Below are 26,236 nucleotides of genomic sequence, written 5' to 3' on the forward strand. Positions count from 1 at the left end.
TTGCCGAGGATTGCCATGAACAGCCATTTCCAAGCCGTCGACCTGAAAAAGGCCTATCGCCTGCTGAACCACGGCCCGACGGTGCTGGTGTCGGCCAGCCACGAAGGGGTGGACAATGTCATGGCAGCTGCCTGGGCCTGTGCGCTGGATTTCGATCCACCCAAGGTGACCGTGGTGCTCGACAAGAGCGCCCGCACCCGGCAGTTGGTGGAGGGCAGTGGCTGGTTCGTCATTCAGGTGCCAACCGCGGCGCAGGCGCAACTGACCCATCAGGTGGGTACCCGCAGCCTGTTCGACCAGCCTGACAAGCTCGCCAGCATTGGTGTGCAGCTGGCGCGGGTCGAGGGGCATGCGGCGCCGTTGGTGGAGGGCTGTTCGGCCTGGTTGATGTGTCGGGTGATCGACGAGCCGCACAACCAGAATACTTACGACCTGTTCATTGGCGAGGTGGTGGCGGCCTGGGCCGATGACCGGGTGTTCCGCGATGGCCACTGGGCCTACGAGCATGCCGACCCGCAGTGGCGCAGTTTGCACTATGTGGCGGGTGGGCATTTTTATGCGATTGGCGAGCCGGTGGTGGTCGATTCGCAAAATTGATTACACCGGCACCGGCCTCATCGCCGGCAAGCCGGCTCCCACAGGTATCCCCCAGGCCTGAAGCCTGTGTGGTCCTGTGGGCGCTGGCTTGCTGGCGATCGGGCCGCATGGCGGCCCCTGTCAGCATCAGCGCCCGACATCCTGCTTGAAGCGCAAGCGCCAGCCATGCAGCAACGGTTCGGTATAGCCACTGGGCTGCTGCCGCCCCTTGAACACCAGCTCACGCGCAGCGCGGAAGGCATGCGATACCTCGAAACCGGCCGCCATCGGCCGGTACGCCGGGTCCCCGGCATTCTGCTGGTCGACCACGCGGGCCATGCGTTGCAAGGTCGCCTCGACCTGGTCGGCATCGACCACCCCATGGTGCAGCCAGTTGGCAATGTGTTGCGCCGAAATCCGCAGGGTCGCGCGGTCTTCCATCAGGCCCACATCATGGATATCCGGCACCTTGGAGCAGCCGACCCCTTGCTCGACCCAGCGCACCACGTAACCGAGGATACCTTGGCAGTTGTTGTCCAGTTCGGCCTGGATGTCGGCTGCGCTCCAGGGCCGCTCGGGGCTGACCGGGACGCTGAGCAGGTCATGCAGCAACTCCGCGCGCTGGGCATTCAGGTCAATCTGTTCCAGCGTTTGCTGCACGGCCGCCACATCTACCTGGTGGTAGTGCAGCGCATGCAGTGTTGCGGCGGTGGGTGAGGGCACCCAGGCTGTGTTGGCTCCGGCCTTGGGCTGGGCGATTTTCTGTTCGAGCATGGCCGCCATCAGGTCGGGCATGGCCCACATGCCCTTGCCGATCTGCGCCTTGCCGCGCAGGCCACAGGCCAGCCCCACCAGTACGTTGCTGCGCTCGTAGGCCTGGATCCAGGCGCTGCCCTTCATGTCGCCCTTGCGCAGCATGGCGCCGGCTTCCATGGCCGTGTGCATCTCGTCACCGGTGCGGTCGAGGAAGCCGGTGTTGATGAACACCACACGTGACGCGGCGCTGGCGATGCAGGCCTTCAGGTTGACGCTGGTACGCCGCTCCTCGTCCATGATGCCCATCTTCAGGGTATGCGCAGGCAGGCCCAACAGCGATTCGACGCGGCTGAACAACTGGTCGGCAAAGGCCACTTCGGCCGGCCCGTGCATCTTTGGCTTGACGATATACAGGCTGCCCTCGCGGGAGTTGCCGCGGCGCTTGAGGTCATGCAGGCCGATCAGGCTGGTGACCACGGCATCGAGGATGCCTTCCGGGATTTCCCGGCCATCGCGGTCGTGGATGGCCGGGTTGGTCATCAGGTGGCCGACGTTGCGGATAAACAGCAGAGAGCGGCCCGGCAGGGTCAGTGGCTGGCCGTTAGCGCCGCGGTAGTGGCGGTCTTCGGCCAGGGTGCGGTTGAAGGTTTTGCCGCCCTTGCTGACCTGCTCGCTGAGGTCGCCTTTCATCAGGCCCAGCCAGTTGCGGTAGACGTTGACCTTGTCGTCGGCGTCCACGGCAGCTACCGAGTCCTCGCAGTCGATGATGGTGGTGAGCGCGGCTTCCAGGAGGATGTCCTTGACCCCGGCCGGGTCCTGCTGGCCGATCGCGTTGGCCGGGTCGACCTGGATTTCGAAATGCAGTTGGTGGTGCTGCAACAGGATCGCTGTTGGCGTGTTCGGCTCACCTTGGTAGCCACGCAGTTGCGCGGGCTGCCTGAGGCCGACCTGGCGGCCATCGGCCAGGGTTACCTGCAGCATGCCCTGGTTGATCGCGTAGGCCTTGGCGTCGTTGTGCGACGCACCGTCGAGCGGGGCAGAGGTATCGAGGAACTGTCGGCCATAGGCGATCACCTTGGCGCCGCGTTGCGGGTTGTAGCCCTGGCCACGTTCGGCGCCACCGGTTTCGGCGATGGCATCGGTGCCGTACAGGGCATCGTAGAGCGAGCCCCAGCGGGCGTTGGCAGCATTCAGGGCGTAGCGGGCGTTGCTCAGCGGCACCACCAGTTGCGGGCCGGCCTGTACGGCAATCTCGCGGTCTACGTTGCAGGTGCTGACCTGCACGCTTGCGGGTGCCTCCACGAGGTAGCCGATGCCCTGCAGGAAATGCTGGTAGGCGGCCATGTCACGGATCGGGCCGGGGTGCTGGCGGTGCCAGTTGTCCAGTTCGGTCTGCAGGCGCTCGCGTTCGGCGAGCAGGGCGCGGTTTTGCGGGGCGAGGTCATGGACCAGGGTGCTGAAGCCTTGCCAGAAGGCGTGGGCTTCGATGCCGGTGCCGGGGAGCACTTCGTCTTCGATGAAGCGCTGCAGGGTGGGGGCGATCTGGAGTGGATGGTTTGGCATTGTCTGTTCGCTCTATGTTCAGGCTTCTGGAAAGTTGTTGCCTGTGCCGGCCTCTTCGCGGGTGAACCCGCTCCCACAGGTACTGCACAGGTCTCAGGTCTTGTGAAAACCCTGTAGGAGCGGGCAAGCCCGCGAAGAGGCCGGCACAGGATTCAGAGGGCAGCCGCCCCGGCCTTGGCCACTTGGGCATCCTGCTCGGCCTTGACCCCGGATACGCCGATCGCCCCTACCACCTGCCCATCCACCCGCAGCGGCACGCCACCTTCCAGGCTGGTCAGCAGCGGTGCCGTGACGAAAGCAGTACGGCCACCATTGACCATCTCCTCGTAATCCCGCGTCTCCTTGCGCCCCAGCGCGGCAGTGCGGGCCTTTTCCATCGCGATATAGGCGCTGGCCGGCGCGCAGCCGTCCAGGCGCTCCAGGGCCAGCGGGTGGCCGCCGTCGTCGACCACGGCAATGGTCACGTTCCATTGTTGCGCCTGGGCTTCCTGGCGGGCGGCGGTCAGCACGCGGGTGACTTCGGCCTGGCCGATCACGGACTTGCTATGCATGGTGGTTCTCCGGGTTCAAGGCTGCTTCGACGATTTCGATCCAGTGTCGCACTGGTGTGCGCCCGGCCCCGTCGAGGTGGGCCTGGCAGCCAATGTTGGCGGTGGCGATGACTTGCGGTTTGCCGCTTTCCAGGGCGTTGAGGCGGTTGTCACGCAGTTGCAGTGACAGCTCAGGCTGGGTCAGCGAATAGGTGCCGGCCGAGCCGCAGCACAGGTGGCCGTCCGGTACCGGGGTCAAGGTGAAGCCCAGGCGTGTCAGCAACGCCTCCACCGCACCGCCCAGCTTCAGCGCGTGCTGCAGGGTGCACGGGCAATGGAAGGCCAGGCGCTGTTCGGCGCACAGGCCCAGTTGCTCGACCGGCTCGTCGCGCAGCACCTCCACCAGATCGCGGGACAGGGCGCTGACCCGTGCGGCCTTGGCGGCGTAGCGTGGGTCCTTTTCCAGCAGGTGGCCGTAGTCGCGCACGAACGCGCCGCAGCCGCTGGCGGTTTGCACGATAGCCTCGGCGCCTGCCTCGATGGCTGGCCACCAGGCATCGATATTGCGCCGCGCCCGCTGCAAGCCTTGTTCCTGGGCATTGAGGTGATAGTCCACCGCGCCACAGCAGCCGGCCTGCTGGATCGGTACCACGCTGATGCCCAGGCGATCCAGCAGGCGTGCGGCAGCAGCATTGGTATTGGGCGACAGCGCCGGTTGCACGCAGCCTTCGAGCATCAGCACCCGACGCGCATGGCGCGGCGCGGGGCGTTGGCCGGGGGCGGTGACTCGCGCCGGCAGCTTGCGCTTGAGCGTGGCCGGCAGCAGCGGGCGCAGGGCCTGGCCGCCGCGGGTCAGGGCCTTGAACAGCGCCGGGCGTGGCACCACTGCACGCAGGCCCTGGCGCAGCAGGCGCTGGCCGAGCGGGCGCGGCACCTGCTGTTCGACCACGGCGCGGCCGATGTCCAGCAGGTCGTGGTACTTCACCCCGGAAGGACAGGTGGTTTCACAGTTGCGGCAGGTCAGGCAGCGATCCAGGTGCAACTGGGTGCTGGCGGTGATCGGCGCGCCTTCGAGCATCTGCTTGATCAGGTAGATGCGCCCGCGTGGGCCGTCCAGTTCATCGCCCAGCAGCTGGTAGGTGGGGCACGTGGCGGTGCAGAAGCCACAGTGCACGCAGGAGCGCAGGATGCTTTCGGCCTCGTCGGCGCGGGCCAGGCGCCGGGCGGTTTCACTCAGGTTGGTTTGCATGGTCTGGCCTCACAGGTCCGGGTACAGGCGGCCAGGGTTGAACACCCCCTGGGGGTCGAGTTGCTGCTTGAGCGCACGGTGGTAGCGCATCAGCGCAGCGGGCAGCGGTGGGCTGCTGGCAGCGCCAGGGGCATGGCAGGTGGCATGGCCACCGACCTTGGCCACCTGCCGGCGGATGTCCTGTGCCGGTGCCGTGGACTTGAGCCAGCGCTGGGCTCCACCCCAGTCGATCAGCTGCTGGCCGGGCAGGTCCAGGTCGCCGGTGGCGTTGGGCACGGACAGGCGCCACAGCGGCGCGGGGTCGGCAAAGAATGCCAGGCGCTGCTCGCGCAGGTCGCTCCAGAAGCGGCTGTCCAGTGCTTCGCCGCCCAGGCGTTGGCGCGCCGACTGCACCGAGCCTTCTCCGCCTTCCAGGCGCAGGTACAGCGCGTCGCCGTCATGGCACGCCGCGCTGATCGGCAGCGGCTGCTGGCCCCACTCGGCCAGCGCCGCCAGCGCCTGGTGGCGGCCCATCGGCAGGCGCAGGCTGAGGCATTGGCGTGGGCGGGGCAGTACTTTCAGCGACACTTCGGTCAGCAACCCGAGGCAGCCGAAGCTGCCCGCCATCAGCCGCGACACGTCATAGCCGGCGACGTTCTTCATCACTTCGCCACCAAAGCGCAGCAGCTTGCCGTGGCCGGTGATCACCCGCGTGCCCAACACATAGTCGCGCACTGACCCGGCCCACGGCCGCCGTGGGCCTGACAGCCCGGCCGCGACCATGCCACCCAGGGTGGCGTCGGGGCCAAGGTGTGGTGGTTCGCAAGGCAGCATCTGGCCAGCTTCGTGTAGCGCCGCCTCGATCTCGCGCAGTGGCGTGCCGGCGCGGGCGGTGAGCACCAGTTCGGTCGGGTCGTAGCTGACGATGCCCCGGTGGCTGCGGGTGTCCAGCACCTCGCCGTCCACCGGGCAGCCGAGCATGGCCTTGCTGTTGCCGCCCTGGATACGCAGCGGCGTGGCCTGGTTCAGCGCCTGGTTGACCTGCTCCAGCAGGGCCTGGCTGATGTCGCGGTCCATGCTCATCAGAAGCGCTCCAGTTCGGGGAAGGGCAGTTGCCCATGGTGCACATGCATGGCGCCGAACTCGGCGCAGCGGTGCAGGGTGGGGATGTTCTTGCCGGGGTTGAGCAGGCCCTGTGGATCGAAGGCGGCCTTGACCGCATGGAACAGGGTGATTTCGTCGCTGTTGAACTGTGCGCACATCTGGTTGATCTTCTCGCGCCCCACGCCGTGCTCGCCGGTGATGCTGCCGCCCACGGCCACACACAGTTCGAGGATCTTGCCGCCGATGGCTTCGGCACGTTCCAGCTCGCCCGGCAGGTTGGCATCGAACAGGATCAGCGGGTGCATGTTGCCATCGCCAGCGTGGAATACGTTGGCCACGCGCAGACCGTATTCGCTGGACAGTTCGCTGATGCCCTTGAGCACGCGCGGTAGTTCGCGGCGCGGGATGGTGCCGTCCATGCAGTAGTAGTCCGGGGAAATGCGCCCCACCGCCGGGAAGGCGTTCTTGCGCCCTGCCCAGAAGCGCACGCGCTCGGCCTCGTCGCAGGCCAGCCGTACATCACGCGCGCCGGCTTGCGCCAGCACGGCGGCGACCCGTTCGCAGTCGTCGTGCACATCGGCCTCGACGCCATCCAGCTCGCACAGCAGGATGGCCGCGGCATCCACCGGGTAGCCGGCGTGGATGAAGTCTTCGGCAGCGCGAATGGCCAGGTTGTCCATCATCTCAAGGCCGCCGGGGATGATCCCGGCAGCGATGATTTCGGCTACCGCCCGGCCGGCGTCCTCGACGCTGTCGAAACTGGCGAGCAGCACCCGTGCGACCTGGGGCTTGGGCAACAGCTTGACGGTGACTTCGGTGACGATGCCGAGCATGCCTTCGGAACCGGTGAACAGCGCCAGCAGGTCGAAACCCGGGCTGTCCAGGGCATCGCTGCCGAGGGTCAGGTGCTCGCCCTCGACGGTGAGGATGTCCACCTTGAGCAGGTTGTGCACGGTCAGGCCGTACTTCAGGCAATGCACGCCACCGGCGTTTTCGGCGACATTACCGCCGATGGAGCAGGCGATTTGCGAGGACGGGTCCGGCGCATAGTACAGGCCGTGGGGTGCGGCAGCCTGAGAGATGGCCAGGTTGCGCACGCCAGGCTGCACACGGGCGAAGCGGCCCTGCGGGTTGACTTCGAGAATGCGGTTGAAGCGCGCCATCACCAGCAGAATGCCTTTGGCCAGCGGCAGGGCGCCGCCCGACAGGCCGGTACCGGCACCGCGTGCCACCACCGGTACGCCACGCTGGTGGCAGAGCCTGAGCAGCGCCTGCACCTGTTCCAGGCGCTCGGGTAGCACCACCAGCAGCGGCACCGTGCGGTAGGCCGAGAGGCCGTCGCATTCATAGGGCTTGAGGTCTTCCTCGCGGTGCAGGATCTCGAGGTCCGGCAGGGCAGCGCGCAGCGCCTGCAGCAGCGTGCCCCGGTCTATGTCGGGCAGTGCGCCATCGACGCGTTCGTCGTACAGGATATTCATCGGCTCACTCGGCAACGGTTTTTGTTGTTGTTGGCAAAGCGTTCTCCCTTGCAGCCTGCGCGTGGCAGCGGCCGGGGTCGAGCACGGGGTGAACTGGTCCTACCAGTTTTTGCTACGGGTACTGGCTATTGACAGCTTTGCCCGGCTAGATTGAGGCAGGTGTTCGAAGTGGTCCTACCAGTAGGAGGGTGCGCAGTGGGTACTGAAGGCAAGGCCAAGGTCGCCGACCAGGTGGCCGAACGGGTCGAGCGGCTGATCGTGGAAGGCGTGCTGAAGGTGGGCCAGGCGCTGCCGTCGGAGCGACGCCTGGTGGACAAGCTGGGTTGCTCGCGCTCGGCGCTGCGAGAAGGTCTGCGCATCCTGCGCGGGCGCGGCATCATCGACACCGAGCAGGGGCGCGGCTCGTTCGTTGCAGACCTGACGGGCCAGGCGGGTGCCACGCCTTTGATGCACTTGTTCAGCTCACAGCCGCGCACGCTGTTCGACCTGCTGGAAGTACGGGCGTTGCTGGAGGCCGAATCGGCGCGCCTGGCGGCGTTGCGGGCCACCGAGGTCGACCGTTTGCTGATTCGTCGGCGTTATGAAGAAATGCTGGCTGCGCACGATGCCCCCGAAGCGATCGATGCCCGTGAACATGCCCGCCGCGACCATGCCTTTCACCGGGCGATCAGCGAGGCGTCGCACAACCCGGTGCTGGTGCATACCTTGCAATCGCTCAGTGACCTGACCTTGAGCACGGTGTTCGCCTCGGTCAACAACCTGTATTGCCGTCCGGCACAGAAGCGCCAGATCGACCGCCAGCATGCGCGGTTGTATCACGCCGTGATGGAGCAACTGCCCGAGCAGGCGCAGCGCGCGGCGCGTGAGCATATCAACGGGATCCGCGACAGCTTGCGTGAGATCGAGCAGGAAGAGCAGCGGTTGGTAAGGGCGACGATGCGCATGGATGGCTGGGGTTGAGGTTTTGCCTGTGCCGGCCCTTTCGCGGGTAAACCCGCTCCTACAGGGGACCACACTGGGTTTGAAGTCGGTGCGGTTCCTGTGGGAGCGGGTTTACCCGCGAAGAGGCCGGTGCAGGATTACCTTAATCAATGATCGGCTATGCGGTCATCCTGCGAGAGGATGGCCCGGGCCAGCTCTTCATCATTGGCCTGCAGGCCAGGGTGGTCCTTGCGGGCTTGTTCCAGCGCCGACTCCACATAGGCGCCACGGATTGCACCACCGCTGGCGACGTAGGCCGAAAGTTCGTCACGCGCCGGGATGATCCGTTTGTCGTCCTTGAAGGTCGAGTAAAGCGAGGCGGAAACACCGGCCGAGGTTGCGACGTCGCCTGCGTCGACGTCAGCCAGGGCAGCACCGGCAGGCAGCAGGAGCAGCAGCGCAGGGGCGAGGAGTAGGTGGCGCATGGTGTGTTCTCCAGTAGCATGAAGCCCAAGTAATTGAACCACTCAGTGTTTAAGAAAGCGCAGGTGGGGTGGTAGTTCCCTTGTTAGTCCCGGGAAACAGGCATTGACCATGTCGAGTCAGGCGTGATTTGCTCGGGCTGATGGCCCAATCATTCAAAGGACACTGAAGGTTCTCGCCCATGCCCGACTACAAGCTGCACTGTTTCGCCGAATCCGGAAACGCCTACAAGGCCGCGCTCATGCTTGAACTCACCGGCCAGGACTGGCAGCCGGTGTTCGTCGACTTCTTCAATGGCCAAACCCGCGAACAAGCCTGGCGCGAAGAGGTGAACGAGCAAGGCGAGGTGCCGGTGCTGGAACACGCCGGCAAGTCCATCACCCAGTCTGCCCTGATCCTTGACTACCTCGCAGAAAAAACCGGGCAGTTCGGCCCCCGCGACGAAGACGAAAAGCGCGAGATCTGGCGCTGGATGCTGTTCGACAACCACAAGTTCACCAGCTACTACGCAGCGCTGCGCTTTCTTTTCTGCCTGAAGAAAACCGGCGAAACGGACGTGACCCGGTTCCTGCGTGAACGTGCCACGGCGGCCTACCGTATTGTCGACGCGCACTTGGCGAAGACGCCGTTCATGGTCGGTGGCCGGCTGACTATCGCTGACCTGTCGCTGGCGGGGTATGTGTTCATGCCGGAGGACACTGGCATTGCGTTGGCGCAGTTCACCCACATCGAGGCATGGAAGGCGCGGATCCAGGGGTTGCCAGGGTGGAAGCACCCGTATGAGCTGATGCCACGCGCGGCCTCCTGACCAATCCGGCTCGCCGGGCCATGGTGCAGTAGCCTTTGGCGAGCCAACCATTCTGATGATCGGTCGGTGACAAGCGCAGCGGGGTGGCTACGCTCAAAAAAATCAAGAAACATTCTGAAATATTTGGCCAGCAGGCCCTGAAGGATCTCGTTCAACCGCTGCAGATGGAAGGTCGCGCTGGTTTGCAGGTCGCCCCATGGGGGGGCCGGAAATCACAGGGTGCGTCATGCAACCCTGTGCTACTCCAAGCGGAGGCTCATCATGCTCAGGAAATGCTTGCTGGCTTTGGCTATCGGTGCTGTGCTGTCGGCTTCGGCTGTGTTGGTGCCTGACTCCATTGGCGGTACCTCCAGCGCGTATGCGAAGGATGGTAGCGGTGGTGGTGGTGGTGGCCATGGTGGCGGTGGTGGTGGAAGCGGCGGTGGCGGTGGCCATGGCGGCGGAGGAGGTGGTAGCGGTGGTGGCGGTGGTCATGGCGGAGGTGGTGGAAGCGGCGGCGGTGGCTCGGGTGGTGGCCACGGCGGTAGTGGCAGCGGGCACAGCGGCGATGGCGGTGGCCATGGCGGCCCAGGCCATGATGGCCGCGGGCGCAATGGTGCTGATGATGGCGCCAACCACGAAGCTGATCACGAAGCCAACCATGAGGCGAATCACGAAGCGAATCACGACGTGGGCGAGCCCCACGGTGTAGGGCATGGTGCTGATGATGGGGCTGACCATGATGTTGGGGATGATCGCGGAGGCGATCAGAACTAGCAACTTGGGTGTCTGTGTCGGCCCCTTCGCGGGTAAACCCGCTCCCACAGGGACCGCGCCAAGCTTGAGCTCGGCACGGTCCCTGTGGGAGCGGGTTTACCCGCGAAAGGGCCGGCACAGGTTTACAAGCAATCAGATCGACAACCGCACCACCCGGTTATCCAGCACCTGCTGTTCCTGCCCGCGCCGCTTGTTCACCACCAACTCGCCGATCGCAATCAGCCGGGTACGGGTGATGTTGCGCGACAACCCCAGCAACTGTGCGGTATGCACCTGGTTGTAATGGCAGAACCGATACGCCGACCGCAGCAGGGCATTTTCCACCTTCTCGTACAGGTCGCCAGACTGCTCCTCGTACAAGCGGCTGAACGCCCGCTGCAGCAAATCCTCCACACCATTGCCCGCCGGCTCTTCCTCCTGCCGTTCGATACGCAGGTTGGACAGGCGCAGGTCCTGCGCCTGCACCATACCGTCGCCGCAGGTCAGCAAGCTGTGGTGAATCACGTTCTCCAGCTCGCGGATGTTGCCCGGCCAGCTGTATTCCACCAGCTTGGCCTGGGCCTTGGCGCTCAGCTCCACCGGCCCGTAGCCCAGCCGGTCGCTGTAGCTGCGGATGAAGTGCCGGGCCAGCGGCAGGATGTCACCCGGGCGGTCGCGCAAGGGGTGCAACTGCAAGGTCACCACGTTCAGCCGGTAGTACAGGTCTTCGCGAAAATGTCCGGCGTTAATCGCCTTTTCCAGCTGCACGTTGGTCGCCGCCAGCACCCGCACATTGATCGGGATGCTCTTGCGCGACCCCAGCCGCACCACTTCGCGCTCCTGCAAAACACGCAGCAGCTTGACCTGGATCGGCAACGGCAGGTCGCCGATTTCGTCGAGGAACAACGTGCCGCCGTTGGCCTCCTCGAACCAGCCAGCCTTGGCCGCCAGGGCACCGGTGAAGGCGCCTTTTTCATGGCCGAACAGCTCCGCCTCGACCAGCGACTCGGAGAACGCACCGCAGTTGACCGCGACGAACGGGCCGTTGCGCCGACCACTGAGGTTGTGGATGTGGCGTGCGACCAGCTCCTTGCCCGTGCCGGTTTCGCCGATGATCAGCACGCTGGCTTCGCTGGGGGCGACCTGTTGCAGGTGGGCGAGCAGCGCCTGCGACCTGGGGTCTTCGAAGACCTGTGCGGTCGCCCGGATCGAGGTGGCCAGTGTCGGGGACGGGGGGAGGGTCAGCAGTTGCATGGGCAATCCTCAGGAATAGAAGGATGGGGCAGGGCGCTTGTCGTTGAGGGCCCACTCGCCGAGTTCGTGGATGCGGTAGTCCACCGGGTCGTGCAGGGTTTGTGTACGCAGGTTGCGCCAGTGGCGGTCGAAGCGCAGTGAGGCATGGGTGGCGCGGGCGCCGGTGACCTCGAACAGCCGGTTGCAGATGTCCAGACCATGGCGGCTGGCGGCGACCTTGGCGGTGCCGATGGCCAGGGCCAGGTCGCCGCGCTCTTGCGCCGTGAGGGCGTGTTCCTTGGCCCAGGCGGCATCGAGCTGGCGCGCGGCCCGTTCGATCAGCAGGCGCACGCTTTCCAGGCCGACCCAGAACTCGCCGTAATGGCGCAGCACGTAGGGGTCTTCGGCGCTGCTGGCGGCGCTGGAGCGGAACCACGGCCGGCTTTCCTTGAGGGTGTACTGGCGGGCCTCCTCGAACGCCCCCTCGGCAATGCCGAGGAACAGGTTGGCGAAGTGCAACTGGGCAATCAGCGGGCGCAGGGCAGCGAACGGCGTGCTCAAGGGGCCTGGGTCGAGCAGCAGTTCGTTGTGCTCCACCCGTACCCGCTCGAAGGTGGCGCTGCCGCTGTCGGTCTGGCGCTGGCCGATGTTGTTCCAGTCGTTGTGCAGGCTGATGCCGGTACGGCCACTGGGGATGGCGGCGATCAGCAGCTTGCCGCCAGCACGTTCGTCCACCGCCGAGGCGATGAGCATTTCCGAGTCGCTGGCGCCGGAGCAGAAGCTTTTCTTGCCGGAGAACTCGCACCAGCCATCGAAGTGCTTGACCACGGTGCGGGTGTCCAGCGGGTTCAGGGCATTGCCCCAGAACCACTGCTTGCGGGCGGTCTGCTCGAACCACGGCTGCCATTGGTCCGGGCGTGAGAACAGGCGCACGGTGGCCAGCATCAGGTGATGGAAGCCGAATACGTGGGCGATGGAGCTGTCGACCCGGGCGAATTCGCGCACAACCGCGAAGGTGTCGTGCCAGCTGGCGCCCTGGCCGCCGAAGGCCTGCGGGATCACCAGCGACAGCAGGCCGCTGTCACGCAGGGCGTCGCGCTCGGCTTTTGGCGTGCCGCCGCGCTCATCGCGCTCGACGGCGGTCTGGGCAAACTGCCCGGCCAGTTCGCGGGCGATGGCCAGGGCAGGGCGCGGGGGCGTATTCACAGGTGCATTCATGGCCGCTCCTCAGGCGCTCTTGCGCAGCGCGTGATGGGCGCCGAACAGCGGCACGGCGCGCTCGGCGGCCAGGCGGATACGGGCGGCGAGGGCTGCGCTGGATACCCGGTAGTCGGCCATTTCTGCCTGGCTGGCGAACACGCCGATGGGCAGGGTCAGGGCTTGCAGGAAGCTGAACAGTGGGCGCAGCTGGTGGTCGAGCACCAGCGCGTGGCGTTCGCTGCCGCCGGTGGCGGCGAGCAGCACCGGTGTGTCGACCAGTGCGTCCTGGCCGATCAGGTCGAACAGGTGCTTGAAGTGGCCAGTGAAGCTGCCGCGGTACACCGGCGTTGTCACCACCAGCAGGTCGGCTTTTTCCACCAGGCGCAGTTGCTGTTCGACGGCCTCGGGCAGTTCGCTGCGCCACAGGGCGCTGCCCAGCGGGCGGGCGATCTCGCCCAGCTCGATCAGGTGCGGCTTGATGTGCAGGTGCTGGGCCAGTTCGGCGAGGATTGCCTCGGTCAGGGCCAGGGTGCGCGAAGGGCGGGAAGTGCCGCCGGACAGGGCGACGACGTTCAGTGGGGTGCTCATGGCCAGGTCTCCGGTTCGGGTTGAGCGGGGGACTTTGCTTGAGCAATCGTCGTGCCGAAATTTAATGTTGTTTTACATCAAACAGTTAGCGCGTTTCTGATGCCTGCGGCGCTGTTGCCTTGCGGGCGTTTCCTGTTGATCGGGTGTTGCGCTGCAGACAGTTGGCCGGGTGTTGGCGGCTGTGCAGTTGGGGGATTTATAGAGGATTACGGAATGATGAAAAAGGAATAAGATTTTATATTCTTATTCCCAACTTTTATTTTAATATGCTGGGGCCGTTTCGCGCCCCATCGCGACACAAGGCCCACGGGTGCTGCACATAGCTGCCCAGTGCATGGCTGGGGGGGTTGAGGTGGTGCATAGAGCATGCCTTGATTCTTTCTGCGCCAGTGAGATCGAGCGCCGCGCTGCCTGTGACGCAACACTGAACTTGTGGGAGCGGCCTTGCGTCGCGAAAGGGCTGCGAAGCGGCCCCAAAATTCTCAAGTATGCGGCACGCTGCGAGGCGCTACCCCGCCCGCATACTCCGGCTTCAGATGCCCCTGCTCATCCAGCAGATAGGCATCCATCACCTCCCGCACCACCGGCCCCGCCACCCGTCCACCGGCCTCGCCGTTCTCGATCATCACCGCCACCACCACACTTGGGTGATCAGCCGGGGCAAAGCCGACGAACAGGGCGTTGTCGCGGTGCCGCTCCAGGGTCTTGTCGCGGTTGTAGCGTTCGCCCTGCTTGATCGCCACCACCTGCGCGGTACCGCTCTTGCCGGCAATCCGGTACTGCGCACCGGCCGCGGCCGCGCGGGCGATGCCGCGCGGGTCGTGCATGACCATCTGCATGCCCTGGTTGACCTGGTCCCAGGCGTGCCTGTCGTGCAGCACGATATCGGGCATCGGGTGGGGGTCGACCGGCGCATCGCCGCCCACGGTCATGGCCAGGTGCGGGCGGTGCCACACGCCCTTGCTCGCCAGCAGGCTGGTGGCCTGGGCCAGCTGCAGCGGGGTGACCTGCATGTAGCCCTGGCCGATGCCCAGGATCAGCGTCTCGCCCGGGAACCAGGCCTGGCGCCGGGTGGCGCGCTTCCACTCAGCTGACGGCATCAGCCCGGGCGCCTCCTCGAACATGTCCAGCGACACCTTCTGGCCCAGGCCGAACTCGGCCATGTAGTCGTGCAGGCGGTCGATGCCCAGCTTGTGTGCCAGGTCGTAGAAGTAGGTGTCGTTGGAACGCATGATGGCGGTGTACATATCCACCCAGCCATCGCCGCTGCGGTTCCAGTTGCGGTACTTGTGGTCGTAGTTGGGCAGCTCGTAGTAGCCCGGGTCGAACACCCGGCTGCCCGGGGTGATCACGCCGCTGTCGAGGCCGGCGATGGCCACCTCCGGCTTCACCGTCGAACCGGGGGCATACAGGCCGCGCAGCACGCGGTTGAACAGCGGGCGGTCGATGGAGTCGCGCAGGGCGGCGTACTGTTTGAAGCTGATGCCCTTGACGAACAGGTTGGGGTCGAAGCTGGGGTTGCTGACCATCGCCAGCACGTCGCCATTGGCCGGGTCGAGCACCACCACCGAACCGCGGCGGTCGCCCAGGGCCTTTTCCGCGGCCAGTTGCAGGTGGGCGTCCAGGGTCAGGACGATGTCCTGGCCCGGGGTCGGGGCCTTGTGGTTGAGCACACGCATCACCCGGCCCTGGGCGTTGGTCTCGACCTCCTCATAGCCCACGTGGCCGTGCAACTGGCTTTCGTAGAAGTGCTCGATGCCGGTCTTGCCGATCGACTGGGTGCCCCGGTATTCGGTGCTGTCGAGGGCCTTGGCTTCTTTCTCGTTGATGCGCCCCACATAGCCCACCGAGTGGGCGAAATGCTCGGCCAGCGGGTACTCGCGGATGAACTGTGGTTCCACCTCCAGGCCGGGCAGGCGGAACTGGTTCACCGCCACCAGGGCGATCTGCTCTTCGCTCAGGCCGACCATCAGGGTCACCGGCTCGAACGGCTTGCGGCCACGGCGCAGGTCCTTGTCGAACTGCTTGCGGTCGTCGTCGCTCAGGCTCAGCACCTGCGCCAGGGTATCGAGCACCTTGGCCGTGTCGCCACCGGCCCGCTCGCGGGTCATGGTCAGGTCGAAGCTGGGCTTGTTGTCGGCCAGCACCACGCCATTGCGGTCATAGATCAGCCCGCGCTCGGGGGCGATGGGCAGTACGTGCACGCGGTTGTTTTCCGACACGGCGGTCTGCTGGTCGTGCTGCAGCACCTGCAGCACATAGAGCCGGCCCACCAGGACGGCGACCAGGCAGAAGACCATGGCGGCGCAGGCCAGAAGCCGGCGGTTGACCAGGTGCTTTTCCTTTTCGTGGTCCTTGAGGGGGATGGGTTGCGGCATCAGGGGCTCTTTTCTACGGGGTCGCCTTGGCCGTGCGGGCGCGCGAATGGGCGGGTGATGCTACGCAACCCGCTATGCCGCCTCAAGGCGAGTGCCATCTGGCGATAGCGTGGCATCGGCTGTGAGCCCCGTGATCAGGGCGCTGGCGGGCTATATGAAGATTTGTTCATGGCTGACCCTCCGTGAAGGTTTAATGGAGGTTTTTTTGCCTTTATGGATCCATAAAATTTGTTTGTTCGATAAACGAACAGTAATTCTTGATTTATTTAAGCTAATAACACCTTGAAAAATCTAGATTTATTTTGTTTATCTCAAGCATGTAGTGGCGTATTGCTAAACGAAACCCTACGTTCTTGAGTTCACGATGATTGTTTATGGATCCATTATCTGGTTGATTAGCGCCTGACAACGGCCGGGAACCTCCGGCCGTATGCGACAACAATTACAAAAAGGGCCCAGTCATGAATGGCTTTTCAAGGGTGTGGAACCGCGAGGGTTCCTTGCGCTTTGCCTGCACGTGCGCATCTCTTCTCTCACCTGTGAACCGGCAGGTGAGCCCATGAATTCCAACCTCAAGCAACGCCTGGACGCCGACCCGATGGGGCGCTTCCAGTGCCTGGCCATTGGTATCTGCATCATTCTCAACATGATCGACGGCTTCGACGTATTGGTCATGGCCTTCACTGCTGCCTCGGTGTCTGCTGAGTGGAGCCTGAACGGGGCGCAGGTGGGGTTGCTGCTCAGCGCCGGTTTGTTCGGCATGGCGGCGGGGTCGCTGTTCATCGCGCCATGGGCCGATCGCCTTGGTCGTCGCCCGCTGATCCTGTTGTGCCTGGCGCTGTCCGGTATTGGCATGTTGCTCTCGTCGCTGAGCCAAAGCCCGCTGCAACTGGCAACATTGCGTGGACTGACCGGTTTGGGGATCGGCGGCATCCTGGCCAGTAGCAACGTGATTGCCAGCGAGTACGCCAGCAAGCGCTGGCGTGGCCTGGCGGTCAGCCTGCAGTCCACCGGCTATGCGCTGGGCGCGACCTTGGGCGGTTTGCTGGCAGTATGGCTGCTGGGGCACTGGGGCTGGCGCTCGGTGTTCCTGTTCGGCGGCATCGTCACCGTCCTGGTGATTCCGCTGGTGCTGTTGTGGTTGCCGGAGTCATTGGACTTCCTGCTGGCACGCCGGCCAGCCAATGCCCTGGCGCGGGTCAACCGCCTGGCGGCGCGCCTCGGCCAGCCGACACTGGTGCAACTGCCAGCAATGGCGGCAAGGGAGCAGGGCGCAGCCAGCGGTTTCAAGCAGCTGCTGACACCGGTCATGCGCCGCACCACGCTGGTGATCTGGTTGTTGTTCTTCCTGGTCATGTTCGGCTTCTACTTCGTCATGAGTTGGACGCCGAAGCTGCTGGTGGCCGCTGGGCTTTCGGCCGAGCAGGGCATTACTGGCGGGGTACTGCTGAGCGTTGGGGGCATCCTTGGTGCGGCGCTGATCGGCGGCCTGGCCTCGCGCTGGCCACTGACCCGCGTGCTGGCGCTGTTCATGCTCATCACCGCAGCGCTGCTGGTGCTGTTCGTGGCCAATGGCGCCTCGGTCAGCGCGGCGTTGGTATTGGGGTTGTTGATCGGGCTGTTCTCCAACGGCTGCGTGGCCGGGTTGTATGCCTTGTCGCCCGTGGTCTATGGCGCTTCGGTGCGCGCCACTGGTGTGGGCTGGGGCATAGGCATCGGTCGCATGGGCGCGATCCTGTCGCCGACCGTGGCTGGTGTGCTGCTCGATGGCGGCTGGCAACCGTTGCACCTGTACGGGGTATTCGCCAGCGTGTTCGTGCTGGCCGCAGGTTGCCTGCTGTTGCTGCGGAGCGGAACAAGGCCGACGCCAGGCTTGGCTGGCGATGCACTGAGCCACTGAGTACTGCCCGGCCAGGTCGGGCACCTGAATGCAGCTTGTCTCCCTGTGCCCATGCCGGCACGGGGTGGTCGGCTGTGCCTACGAAAAGCGGAGAACAATAATAATGATGCACACGACTTGTACACTGAACCGTTCGGCCCTGGCGGTTTCGCTGGCGCTAGGCCTGGGGTTGCCGGCCTGGGCCGGGGAAGGGGGCTTCTTCGAGGATGCCAAGGCCGGGTTGACACTGCGCAACTACTATTTCAACCGTGATTTTCGCGACCCAGGGGCGGCCAAGAGCAAGGTTGAAGAATGGGCCCAAGGGTTCATCTTCAAGTTCAGTTCAGGCTACACCCCAGGATTGATCGGTTTGGGCCTGGACGGCATCGGCATGTTCGGCGCAAAGCTGGACAGTGGCCGCGGTACAAGCGGCTCCGAACTGCTGCCGGTGCATGATGAGGGGCGCGCGGCTGACGACTATGGGCGCGCCGGGTTGGCGGCGAAGCTGCGCATTTCGGCCACCGAGTTGAAGGTAGGTGAACTGCTGCCGGACATTCCATTGCTGCGCTACGACGATGGCCGTCTGTTGCCGCAGACCTTCCGCGGCGCAATGTTCGACTCACGCGAAATCGAAGGTCTGAGCTTGCAGGCTGGCCAGTACCGTGAGGTTAGCCTGCGCAACTCGTCGGACATGCAGGATCTTTCTGCCTGGGCTGCGCCAGGGGTGACTGCGGACGGTTTCAACTACGCCGGTGCCGAGTACCGTTTCAACCAGCAGCGTACGCTGATCGGCGTCTGGCATTCGCAACTGGAGGACATCTACCAGCAGAGCTACTTCAACCTGCTGCATAGTCAGCGAGTAGGGTATTGGACGCTGGGTGCCAACCTCGGTTACTTCATCGACCGGGACGATGGCCAGGCGCGCATCGGCGGTATCCAGAGCCGTACAGGCTACACCTTGCTGTCTGCCGCGCGCAGTGGCCACACGTTGTACCTAGGGCTGCAGAAGGTGAGTGGTGATAGCCAGTGGATGTCGGTGTACGGCAGTAGCGGACGGACCTTGGGCAACGACATGTTCAACGGCAACTTCAGCAATGCTGACGAGCGCTCATGGCAAGTGCGTTACGACTACAACTTTGTCGCGTTGGGCGTGCCAGGCCTGCTGGCCATGGTGCGTTACGGGCACGGCGAGAACGCGACCACGGCGGCAGGCAGCAATGGCAAGGAGTGGGAGCGCGATACCGAGGTCAACTACACCTTCCAGAGCGGGACATTGAAGGACCTCAACATCCGGCTTAACAACGCGACCAACCGGCGTAGATTCAATGGTGACTTTGATCAGACACGGTTGATCATCACCTATCCGCTGACGTTGTAAGCGCGTCGTATCCTTGAGGTTGCGGTGGGGGACAAAACCGGTCGCATGCTCCGCGTCGTCCACTTTGCGGCCAAACCCGCTCCTGCATCTAAAGCGCATGGCTTGAGGCGGGGGCGCTGTCATGCAACCCGTCAGCCCGAACAGGTCAGCAACAACCTCTCGGCTTGCGCTAAGATACCCGCTCATGTCTCTGGAAGTTGCCTGGATGAGCAAACCCGGTCAAATGGTGCTTGTCGCGTTGCGCAAGATGATCGCCTCGGGCGAGCTGGCGGCCGGCGAGCGCTTGATGGAAGTCCCCACCGCAGAATTGTTCGGTGTCTCACGCATGCCGGTGCGCATTGCGTTCCGTACCCTCGAGCAGGAAGGCTTGCTGGTACGCTTTGGTGGCCGAGGGTTCCAGGTGCGTTCTGTCAGCGCCGATGAGATCGCCGGAGCTGTCGAGGTGCGAGGCGTGCTGGAAGGATTGGCTGCGCGCCAGGCCGCCGAACGTGGCTTGTCCGCGCAAGCTTGCGCGGCCTTGCAACAATGCCTGGTTGATGGCGACCAGCTGTTCGACAAGGGCTTCGTGACCGAAGCAGACCTGCAGGCCTACCACGATCTCAACATGCGCTTTCACCAGGTGATCACCGAGGCCAGCCACAACCCGGCCATTGCCGTAGCACTGGCGCGTAACGATCACCTGCCGTTCGCTTCGGTCACCGCGCTGGCTGTGGACCGCCATAACCTGGCCCGCGAATACCGGCGCTTCAACTTCGCCCACATGCAGCACCATGCGGTGTTCGATGCCTTGATCAACCGCCAGGGTGCCCGCGCCGAAGCGATCATGCGCGAGCATGCCAATGCCACCCTTCGTTACGCCGAGACCTTCGGCGGCGCTGCTCCAGACCCAGGCATGAAGGTCATCCTGCCGACTTCGTGAGCCGGCTCAGATATCCAGCACCAGCAACGGCGTTTTCGACCGCGAGCAACAAGGCGTGAACTGATCGTTCAGGGCTTGCTCCTCCTCGGTGAGGAACATGTCGCGATGGTCGGGCGTACCCTGTAGCACACGGGTCAGGCAGGTACCGCAAATACCTTGCTCGCACGACATCGCGATCTCGATGCCGTTCTGTTCAAGCACCTGCACCACGGTCTGGTCGGCCGGCACCTCGAACACTTGCCCGGTACTGTTGACCTGCACCGAGAAACTACCGTCGTTACTGGCATCCACTGGCGCAGCTGCAAAGTACTCGCGGTGCAGGTTGGCTTCCTGCCAGCCCAGCTCCTTGGCATTCTTGAGCACATGCTGCATGAAGCCACCTGGCCCGCACACATACAGGTGCATATCGCCTTGTGGGTTACCCAGCACTCGAGCAATGTCCAAAGCGGTTTCCGGCTGCTCGTCAAAATGCATGACCAGCCTATCGGCAAACGGCGCATTGCGAATACGCTCGACAAACGCCGCACGCTCGCTGGAGCGGGCGCAGTAGTGCAGTTCGAAATCATGGCCATTGTGGGACAACTGCTCGGCCATGCACAGGATCGGGGTAATGCCGATGCCTCCGGCAAACAGCAAACTGCGCCGTGCATCCTCGGCCAGCGGGAACAGGTTGCGCGGCGCGCTGATACGCAGCCGGGCACCGGCCTGCACCTGCTCGTGCAGGCTGCGTGACCCGCCCCGCGAGGCCGGGTCATTGAGCACGCCGATCAGGTAGCGGTGGCGCTCTTCGGGGTGATTGCACAGCGAATACTGGCGCACCAGCCCATCGGGCAGGTGCACATCGATGTGCGCGCCAGCGCTGAACGCCGGCAGCAGGCTGCCATCTGCCGCCGCCAGCTCGAAACTGCAGATACCCTGCGCTTCATCGTTACGGGATACCACTACGGCATCGATCATGTTGGCAGTTCCTCAGGCAGGGGTGGCGCTGGTAGCGATCAGTTGCGGCTGGGGTGCACGTTCTTTGGCGATGAGCCGCTCCAGCACCTTGCGCGACTGCACGCCGCCGGCATCAATGTTCAGCTTCAGAAGGTTGCGCTCGGGGTTGGCCAGCAGGTTCTGTTGCTGGCGTTCGAGCATCTCCAGGTCTTCGCTGAAAATCTTGCCCTGGCCCTCGCGAATGTTGTCTGTTAGGGTCTGGTCGTGTGCCGCGAAATTGCGCGCCATGCCCCAGAAGTACCAGATCGAGGTATCGCTTTCCGGGGTGATGAAGTCGACCACGATGCTCGACGCCTTGTGCTGCGCCTCGGCGTGGTAGCCACCTTTGCCAGCATGCGCCACGCCGACTTCGATCAGCACATGGCTGGGCGGGGTGAAACGGCAAATCTGCCAGCGGTCCACTGGCACATCGTCGGCCAGGCCGTTGCCGCGCAGGGCCATGCGCCAGAAGGGCGGGGCCATGATGTTTTCCATGTGTCGGGCGGTGACTACTTCGTCGCCGGTGACGGTGGTGACCGGTGGCGCCTCGTCGATTTCTTTCTGGCCGATGCTGGAGGCGTGCACGTAGGTTTCGTGGGTCAGGTCCATCAGGTTGTCGATCATCAGGCGGTAGTCGCAGCCGATGTGGAAAAGCCCACCTCCATAGGCCCACTCATCACTCACCGCCCACTCCAGGTGCGGGATCAGCGCCGGGTCGGCTTGCGCCTGATCGCCCGGCCAGACCCAGATGAAGCCATAGCGCTCGACTGCAGCAAAGGTCTTGTTGCAGGGGAAGCCCCGTACCCGCTGGCCCGGCATCGACACGGTCTTGCCGTCGCAACCCATGACCAGGCCGTGGTAGCCACATACCAGATTGCCGTCCTCGACATAGCCCAGCGACAACGGCGCGCCGCGGTGCGGACAGAAGTCCTCGACGGCCGCTACGCGGTTCTCGCGGGCACGGTAGAACACGATCTTCTCCCCGCAGATCTGTCGGCCCAGGGGCTTGGTGGCGATTTCGTCGGGTGTGCAGGCAACGTACCAAGTGTTCTTGGGGTACATGGGTAGGCTCTCCGGGGTTTTGTTTTTATTTAATGGATCCATTAGAGCCGTACGAGTACGCATGGTCAATATAAAGAGCCCGTTATTTAAGGGTTTTGTGCGGTTATCGGATTATTAGTGGATCCATTTGTGGTGAATATAGGTACTTTCATGCTCCAGCAGCGCTTGACCTGCTATTACTAAACAGACCTCACCCACCAAGGCCTCTCGATGCTGGTCATCGAAAACCTCTACAAATCATTCCCTACGCCCCAAGGCCCAATCCCGGTTTTGCAGGGCGTCGACCTGCGCCTGGCCCGCGGCAGCAGCCTGGCGCTGATGGGGGAGTCGGGCAGCGGCAAGAGCACCTTGCTGCACCTGGTGGCCGGCCTGGACCGTGCCGACAGTGGCCGCATCCTGATCGACGACGCACCGCTCGACAGCCGTTCCGAGGCGTCGCTGGCGCTGTGGCGGCGGGAGGGCATTGGCCTGGTGTTCCAGCAGTACAACCTGATCAGCAGCCTGGACGTGGGGGCAAACCTTGCGTTCCAGGCCCGGCTGGCCGGTCGGCATGATCCCCTTTGGCTGGCCTACCTGGCGCAGTGCCTGGGTTTGGCGGATTTGCTGGCGCGTTACCCGGAGCAACTGTCTGGCGGCCAGCAACAGCGGGTCGCCATCGGCCGCGCCCTGGCCGGGCGCCCGGCCTGGTTGCTGGCCGACGAACCCACCGGCAGCCTCGACGAAGCCAGCAGCGATGAAGTGCTGAGCCTGCTGTTGCAACTGGTCGCCGAGGCGGGCAGTGGGGTGCTGATGGTGACCCACAGCCCGCGGCTGGCGGCGCGCTTGCAGCAGCGTTGTTACCTGCAAGCCGGCCGTGTGCGGCCTGAGCAGGGCGGATGAGGCTTCTATTGCTAGCCCTGCTGGCGCTGCTCAGCCACTGGCGGCGCCATCGCGTGCAGTTTGTCAGCATCTTCACCGGCCTGTGGCTGGCCACGGCGCTGTGGACTGGCGTGCAGGCGCTGAACAGCCAGGCACGCAGCGACTATGCCCGGGCCAGCGCGGTGCTGGCCGGGCCGCTGCAGGCGCAACTGGTGCCACGCCGTGGCGAGCGCTTCGACCAGGCGCTGTATGTGCAGTTGCGCAGGCTGGGCTGGGCGGTAACGCCGGTACTGGAAGGGCGCTTGCGCTTGCCCGGGGAGCCGGGGCGCAGCGTGCGGTTGGTCGGCATCGAGCCGTTGAGCCTGCCGCCGGCCAGCAGCATCGCGGGTGTGCAGCCTCGAACGTTCGATCTGCAAGCCTTCATCGGCATGCCCGGGCAAGCCTGGGTTGGGCCAGACACCTTGCGTCAGCTGAATGCAGGCCCCGGGGCGTCAGTCCGTGGCAGTGAAGGGCAACTGCTGCCGCCGTTGGTTCTGCAACCAGCGCTGGCGCCGGGGGTGATCGTGGTCGATATCGGCCATGCCCAGGCGTTGCTGCACGCGCCCGGGCAGTTGTCGCGCTTGCTGGTGGCCGCCACGCCGGGACCGTTACCGGCGGATATCGCGCCTTACCTTGAGCTGCAACCCCAGCAGGATGATGGCGGTTTGCAGCGGCTGACCGACAGTTTCCACCTCAACCTGAGCGCCCTCGGCCTGCTGGCGTTCGTCGTCGGCCTGTTCATTGCCCATGCCGCAATCGGTTTGGCACTGGAACAGCGGCGCGGCCTGATCCGCAACCTGCGCGCCTGTGGCATCGGCCTGCAAACTCTGCTGTGCGCCTTGGTGCTGGAACTGGGGCTGTTAGCGGTGCTGGGCGGTCTGGCCGGCGTGGCCAGTGGTTACGGGCTGGCTGCGTGGTTGTTGCCCGATGTGGCCGCCAGCTTGCGTGGCCTGTATGGCGCGCAAGTCGCCGGGACGCTGAGCCTGCCCGCAGGGTGGTGGCTGATGGGCGTGCTGGTGAGCGTACTGGGGGCACTGCTGGCGGGCTTGGGCAGCGTAATGCGTGCGGCTCGGTTACCGTTGCTGGCGCTGGCGCAACCTCAGGCGTGGCGGTTGGCGCAGGGGCCGTGGTTGCGGCGTCAGGCCCTGGTGGCCGGCCTGTTGCTGTTGCTGGCACTGGGCTGTGGTGTGCTGGGCGACAGCTTGCCCAGCGCGTTCGGCCTGCTGGCAGCCTTGCTGTTGGCGGCGGCGCTGCTGCTGCCGGCCTTGCTCGACCGGGTGCTGGCCTGGTTGGCGCGCCGTTGCCGGCGGCCTTTGTCGCAATGGTTCGTCGCCGACAGCCGCCAGCAACTGCCGGCCCTGAGCCTGGCGTTGATGGCACTGTTGCTGGCGCTGGCCGCCAGTATTGGCGTGGGCAGCATGACCGAGGGCTTTCGCAAGACCTTTGTCGGCTGGCTTGACCTGCGCCTGTCCGCCGACCTGTATGTCAGCCCAAGGGACACCGCCCAGGGCTTGCAGATAGCCGAGTGGCTCGGGCAGCAGCCTCCAGTTGGTGTGGTGTTGCCCGGCTGGCGTGTGGAAACGCAGCTGCAGGGTTGGCCGGTGCAGGTTCAGGGCATCGTCGATGATCCCGTCTATCGCACACGCTGGCCGCTGCTGGCGCAGCAAGAGCAGGCCTGGCAGCAACTGGCCAGTGGGCAGGCGGTGATGCTCAGTGAACAGCTGGCCAGGCGACTGAAGCTGCAACTGGGCGATCACCTGAGGCAACCCGCAGACACTTCGCCAGCCCTGAGGGTTGTGGGGATCTACGCCGATTACGGCAACCCCAAAGGGCACATGCTGGTCAATGCCGACTGGCTGCGCGGGCACTGGCCACAGGCAACCCTGACCGGGTTGAGTGTCAATCTGGCGGTCGAGCAGGTGTCGGCGCTCAAGGCCGCCTTGCAACAGCGCTTTGCCCTGGATGATAGCCGCGTGGTCGAGCAGGCACGTCTCAAGCGCTGGTCGACCGACGTGTTCAACCGCACCTTCGCCGCCACCGCCGCGCTCAACAGCCTTACCCTTGGCGTGGCTGGTGTAGCACTGTTCATCAACCTGCTGACCCTGGGCCAGACCCGCCTGGGCCAGTTGGCACCGCTGTGGGCACTGGGCGTGCGGCGCACGCATCTGGTGTGGCTAAGCCTTGGGCAGACATTGCTGCTGAGCAGCCTTACCGTGCTGCTGGCGATCCCGCTGGGCATCCTGCTGGCCTGGTGCCTGGTCGCGGTGGTGAACGTGCAGGCATTCGGCTGGCGTTTGCCGCTCTACGTGTTCCCTGCGCAACTGCTGCACCTGGCCGTGCTGGGCATGCTTACCAGCCTGTTGGCCAGCGCCTGGCCACTGTGGCAGCTGGCGCGTCGCCAGCCGCGTGAACTGTTGAGGCCGTTTGCCGATGAAACGTAACGCCTGGCTGTTGCTGTGTGGGTTGCTGGGCGGCTGTGATCAGCCGGCCGAACAAAGCTATGCCGGGCTCGGGCAGCAGGCGGGCGAATTCAGCCAGGTAAGCCGCGGCCATCGCCTGGAATTTCCGCGTGACCACGGTGCCCATGATGGCTTTCGCATCGAGTGGTGGTATGTCACCGCCAACCTCCAGGACGCCCAAGGGCGGGACTGGGGCGCGCAGTGGACGCTGTTTCGCTCGGCCCTGCGCCCCGGCCCCGAGACTGCCGGCTGGAACAGCCCGAACCTGTGGATGGGGCACGCGGCGCTGACCGGGCCGGGTGCTCATCAGTCTGCCGAAACCCTGGCGCGTGGGGGGATCGGCCAGGCGGGCGTGCAGGCCCGGCCGTTCCGGGCGTGGATCAATGACTGGTCGTTGCAGGGCAGCAGTGGCATCGAGGATCTGCAAATGGTTGCCGGTGGTGAAGGCTTTCGCTATGACCTGCAACTGCACAGTGATCGGCCCTTGGTGCTGCACGGGGATCAGGGTTACAGCGAGAAGTCCGGCAAGGGGCAGGCTTCGTACTATTACAGTCAACCGTTTTATCGGGTGAGCGGGGAAGTGCAGCGTGACGGCCAGTGCATCGCTGTCACCGGCCAGGCCTGGCTGGACCGGGAATGGAGCAGCCAGCCGCTGGCTGCCGGGCAGACGGGGTGGGACTGGTTTTCGCTGCACCTGGGCAGTGGTGCCAGGCTGATGCTGTTCCAGGTGCGCGAGGTGCAAGGGGAGGCCTATCGCGCCGGGACCTGGGTTGGCCCGCAGGGTGAGGTGGTGGCGCTGCAGGGGGCGCAGATCCAGTTGCAGGCGCTGGCCTGGGCCCGGCAGAAGAACGGCAAGCAAGTGCCGACGCGATGGCGGGTGCAGGTACCGGGGCATGGGGTGGATGTGCAGGTCGACGCGGTGGAGCCGCAGGCCTGGATGGAGACGCGGTTCCCGTATTGGGAGGGGCCGGTGCGCTTGAGCGGGAGTGCGGGTGGGCGTGGGTATCTGGAGATGACCGGCTATTAGCACCTCATAGCCCATCCATGACGCGGTCCCTGTGGGAGCGGCCTTGTGTCGCGAAAGGG

At 64.8% G+C, this 26,236-nt stretch carries 22 protein-coding genes; 10 read left to right on the forward strand and 12 right to left on the reverse strand.

The genetic code is table 11. The features are described 5' to 3' along the window. Window positions 1-15: 15 nt before the first annotated feature. Window positions 16-597 (forward strand): flavin reductase family protein, encoded by a 582-nt coding sequence (locus tag MKK04_RS10015; RefSeq protein ID WP_241106524.1) that lies wholly within the window; start codon window positions 16-18, stop codon window positions 595-597. Between the two features lie 126 nt (window positions 598-723). Here the strand turns inward: MKK04_RS10015 and MKK04_RS10020 are convergent, their stop codons facing one another. The 5 genes from MKK04_RS10020 to glcD all read right to left on the reverse strand — a co-directional run bounded on the left by MKK04_RS10020 (window position 724) and on the right by glcD (window position 7,235). After that, entirely contained in the window at window positions 724-2,895 is a 2,172-nt protein-coding gene (locus MKK04_RS10020; protein WP_241106525.1) for a malate synthase G, read from the reverse strand. A gap of 152 nt (window positions 2,896-3,047) precedes the next feature. After that, window positions 3,048-3,446, reverse strand: coding sequence for a heme-binding protein (locus tag MKK04_RS10025; RefSeq protein WP_233687711.1), 399 nt, complete (start codon window positions 3,444-3,446; stop codon window positions 3,048-3,050). Then, entirely contained in the window at window positions 3,439-4,674 is a 1,236-nt protein-coding gene (glcF, locus tag MKK04_RS10030; protein ID WP_207837690.1) for a glycolate oxidase subunit GlcF, read from the reverse strand. The genes MKK04_RS10025 and glcF overlap by 8 nt, the downstream gene beginning before the upstream one ends. 9 nt (window positions 4,675-4,683) lie before the next feature. Then, the gene (glcE, locus tag MKK04_RS10035; protein ID WP_207837692.1) at window positions 4,684-5,736 is read right to left on the reverse strand and encodes a glycolate oxidase subunit GlcE; all 1,053 of its coding nucleotides are present in this window, start codon (window positions 5,734-5,736) and stop codon (window positions 4,684-4,686) included. Further along, window positions 5,736-7,235 (reverse strand): glycolate oxidase subunit GlcD, encoded by a 1,500-nt coding sequence (gene glcD / locus MKK04_RS10040; protein WP_207837694.1) that lies wholly within the window; start codon window positions 7,233-7,235, stop codon window positions 5,736-5,738. The genes glcE and glcD overlap by 1 nt, the downstream gene beginning before the upstream one ends. Before the next feature lie 195 nt (window positions 7,236-7,430). Between glcD and glcC the strand changes: the two genes are divergently transcribed. Continuing rightward, the gene (gene glcC / locus MKK04_RS10045; protein WP_207837696.1) at window positions 7,431-8,195 is read left to right on the forward strand and encodes a transcriptional regulator GlcC; all 765 of its coding nucleotides are present in this window, start codon (window positions 7,431-7,433) and stop codon (window positions 8,193-8,195) included. Between the two features lie 128 nt (window positions 8,196-8,323). On the opposite strand, the gene MKK04_RS10050 is transcribed toward glcC, so the two are convergent. Continuing rightward, entirely contained in the window at window positions 8,324-8,641 is a 318-nt protein-coding gene (locus tag MKK04_RS10050) for a DUF2388 domain-containing protein (RefSeq protein ID WP_207837698.1), read from the reverse strand. Between the two features lie 179 nt (window positions 8,642-8,820). Between MKK04_RS10050 and MKK04_RS10055 the strand changes: the two genes are divergently transcribed. Both MKK04_RS10055 and MKK04_RS10060 read left to right on the forward strand, forming a co-directional pair. Next, window positions 8,821-9,447: a glutathione S-transferase family protein gene (locus tag MKK04_RS10055; RefSeq protein WP_207837700.1), complete on the forward strand. Its 627-nt coding sequence runs from the start codon at window positions 8,821-8,823 to the stop codon at window positions 9,445-9,447. A gap of 376 nt (window positions 9,448-9,823) precedes the next feature. Further along, window positions 9,824-10,138 carry a hypothetical protein gene (locus MKK04_RS10060; RefSeq protein WP_233687709.1) on the forward strand — a complete coding sequence of 105 codons (315 nt, stop codon included), beginning with the start codon at window positions 9,824-9,826 and terminating at the stop codon, window positions 10,136-10,138. Window positions 10,139-10,335: 197 nt separating this feature from the next. Here MKK04_RS10060 and sfnR read toward each other — a convergent pair whose 3' ends face one another. The 4 genes from sfnR to mrdA all read right to left on the reverse strand — a co-directional run bounded on the left by sfnR (window position 10,336) and on the right by mrdA (window position 15,581). Continuing rightward, window positions 10,336-11,436, reverse strand: a complete 1,101-nt coding sequence (gene sfnR / locus MKK04_RS10065) for a sigma54-dependent transcriptional activator SfnR (RefSeq protein ID WP_063914932.1) — start codon at window positions 11,434-11,436, stop codon at window positions 10,336-10,338. Between the two features lie 9 nt (window positions 11,437-11,445). After that, window positions 11,446-12,633, reverse strand: coding sequence for an acyl-CoA dehydrogenase family protein (locus tag MKK04_RS10070; protein ID WP_063914933.1), 1,188 nt, complete (start codon window positions 12,631-12,633; stop codon window positions 11,446-11,448). A 9-nt stretch (window positions 12,634-12,642) separates the two neighbouring features. Further along, the gene (gene msuE, locus MKK04_RS10075; RefSeq protein ID WP_207830630.1) at window positions 12,643-13,203 is read right to left on the reverse strand and encodes an FMN reductase; all 561 of its coding nucleotides are present in this window, start codon (window positions 13,201-13,203) and stop codon (window positions 12,643-12,645) included. A 482-nt stretch (window positions 13,204-13,685) separates the two neighbouring features. After that, window positions 13,686-15,581: a penicillin-binding protein 2 gene (mrdA, locus tag MKK04_RS10080; protein WP_241106526.1), complete on the reverse strand. Its 1,896-nt coding sequence runs from the start codon at window positions 15,579-15,581 to the stop codon at window positions 13,686-13,688. Window positions 15,582-16,140: 559 nt separating this feature from the next. Here mrdA and MKK04_RS10085 point away from each other — a divergent pair. The 3 genes from MKK04_RS10085 to MKK04_RS10095 all read left to right on the forward strand — a co-directional run bounded on the left by MKK04_RS10085 (window position 16,141) and on the right by MKK04_RS10095 (window position 19,757). Beyond that, window positions 16,141-17,481: an MFS transporter gene (locus tag MKK04_RS10085; RefSeq protein WP_207830625.1), complete on the forward strand. Its 1,341-nt coding sequence runs from the start codon at window positions 16,141-16,143 to the stop codon at window positions 17,479-17,481. A gap of 103 nt (window positions 17,482-17,584) precedes the next feature. Next, the gene (locus tag MKK04_RS10090; RefSeq protein ID WP_241106527.1) at window positions 17,585-18,838 is read left to right on the forward strand and encodes an OprD family porin; all 1,254 of its coding nucleotides are present in this window, start codon (window positions 17,585-17,587) and stop codon (window positions 18,836-18,838) included. A 205-nt stretch (window positions 18,839-19,043) separates the two neighbouring features. Continuing rightward, a complete protein-coding gene (locus MKK04_RS10095) occupies window positions 19,044-19,757 on the forward strand; it encodes a GntR family transcriptional regulator (protein WP_207830620.1) in 714 nt (237 codons plus the stop codon). 6 nt (window positions 19,758-19,763) lie between these two features. On the opposite strand, the gene MKK04_RS10100 is transcribed toward MKK04_RS10095, so the two are convergent. Together MKK04_RS10100 and MKK04_RS10105 are read right to left on the reverse strand one after the other, a co-directional pair. After that, the gene (locus MKK04_RS10100) at window positions 19,764-20,714 is read right to left on the reverse strand and encodes a PDR/VanB family oxidoreductase (RefSeq protein ID WP_241106528.1); all 951 of its coding nucleotides are present in this window, start codon (window positions 20,712-20,714) and stop codon (window positions 19,764-19,766) included. Between the two features lie 12 nt (window positions 20,715-20,726). Next, the gene (locus tag MKK04_RS10105) at window positions 20,727-21,794 is read right to left on the reverse strand and encodes an aromatic ring-hydroxylating oxygenase subunit alpha (protein ID WP_241106529.1); all 1,068 of its coding nucleotides are present in this window, start codon (window positions 21,792-21,794) and stop codon (window positions 20,727-20,729) included. A gap of 210 nt (window positions 21,795-22,004) precedes the next feature. On the opposite strand from MKK04_RS10105, the gene MKK04_RS10110 reads away from it, so the two are divergent. Genes MKK04_RS10110 through MKK04_RS10120 form a run of 3 tightly spaced genes read left to right on the forward strand, consistent with a single transcriptional unit; the run spans window position 22,005 to window position 26,177 of the window. Next, a complete protein-coding gene (locus tag MKK04_RS10110; protein WP_241106530.1) occupies window positions 22,005-22,673 on the forward strand; it encodes an ABC transporter ATP-binding protein in 669 nt (222 codons plus the stop codon). Further along, complete coding sequence (locus tag MKK04_RS10115) at window positions 22,670-25,132, forward strand: ABC transporter permease (protein WP_241106531.1); 2,463 nt, start codon at window positions 22,670-22,672, stop codon at window positions 25,130-25,132. Before MKK04_RS10110 ends, MKK04_RS10115 begins: the two co-directional genes overlap by 4 nt. Further along, window positions 25,122-26,177: a lipocalin-like domain-containing protein gene (locus tag MKK04_RS10120; protein WP_207830609.1), complete on the forward strand. Its 1,056-nt coding sequence runs from the start codon at window positions 25,122-25,124 to the stop codon at window positions 26,175-26,177. The genes MKK04_RS10115 and MKK04_RS10120 overlap by 11 nt, the downstream gene beginning before the upstream one ends. The last annotated feature ends 59 nt before the right edge of the window (window positions 26,178-26,236 follow it).

Origin of the sequence: Pseudomonas sp. LS.1a, assembly GCF_022533585.1 — a bacterium.
Classification (GTDB): Bacteria; Pseudomonadota; Gammaproteobacteria; order Pseudomonadales; family Pseudomonadaceae; genus Aquipseudomonas.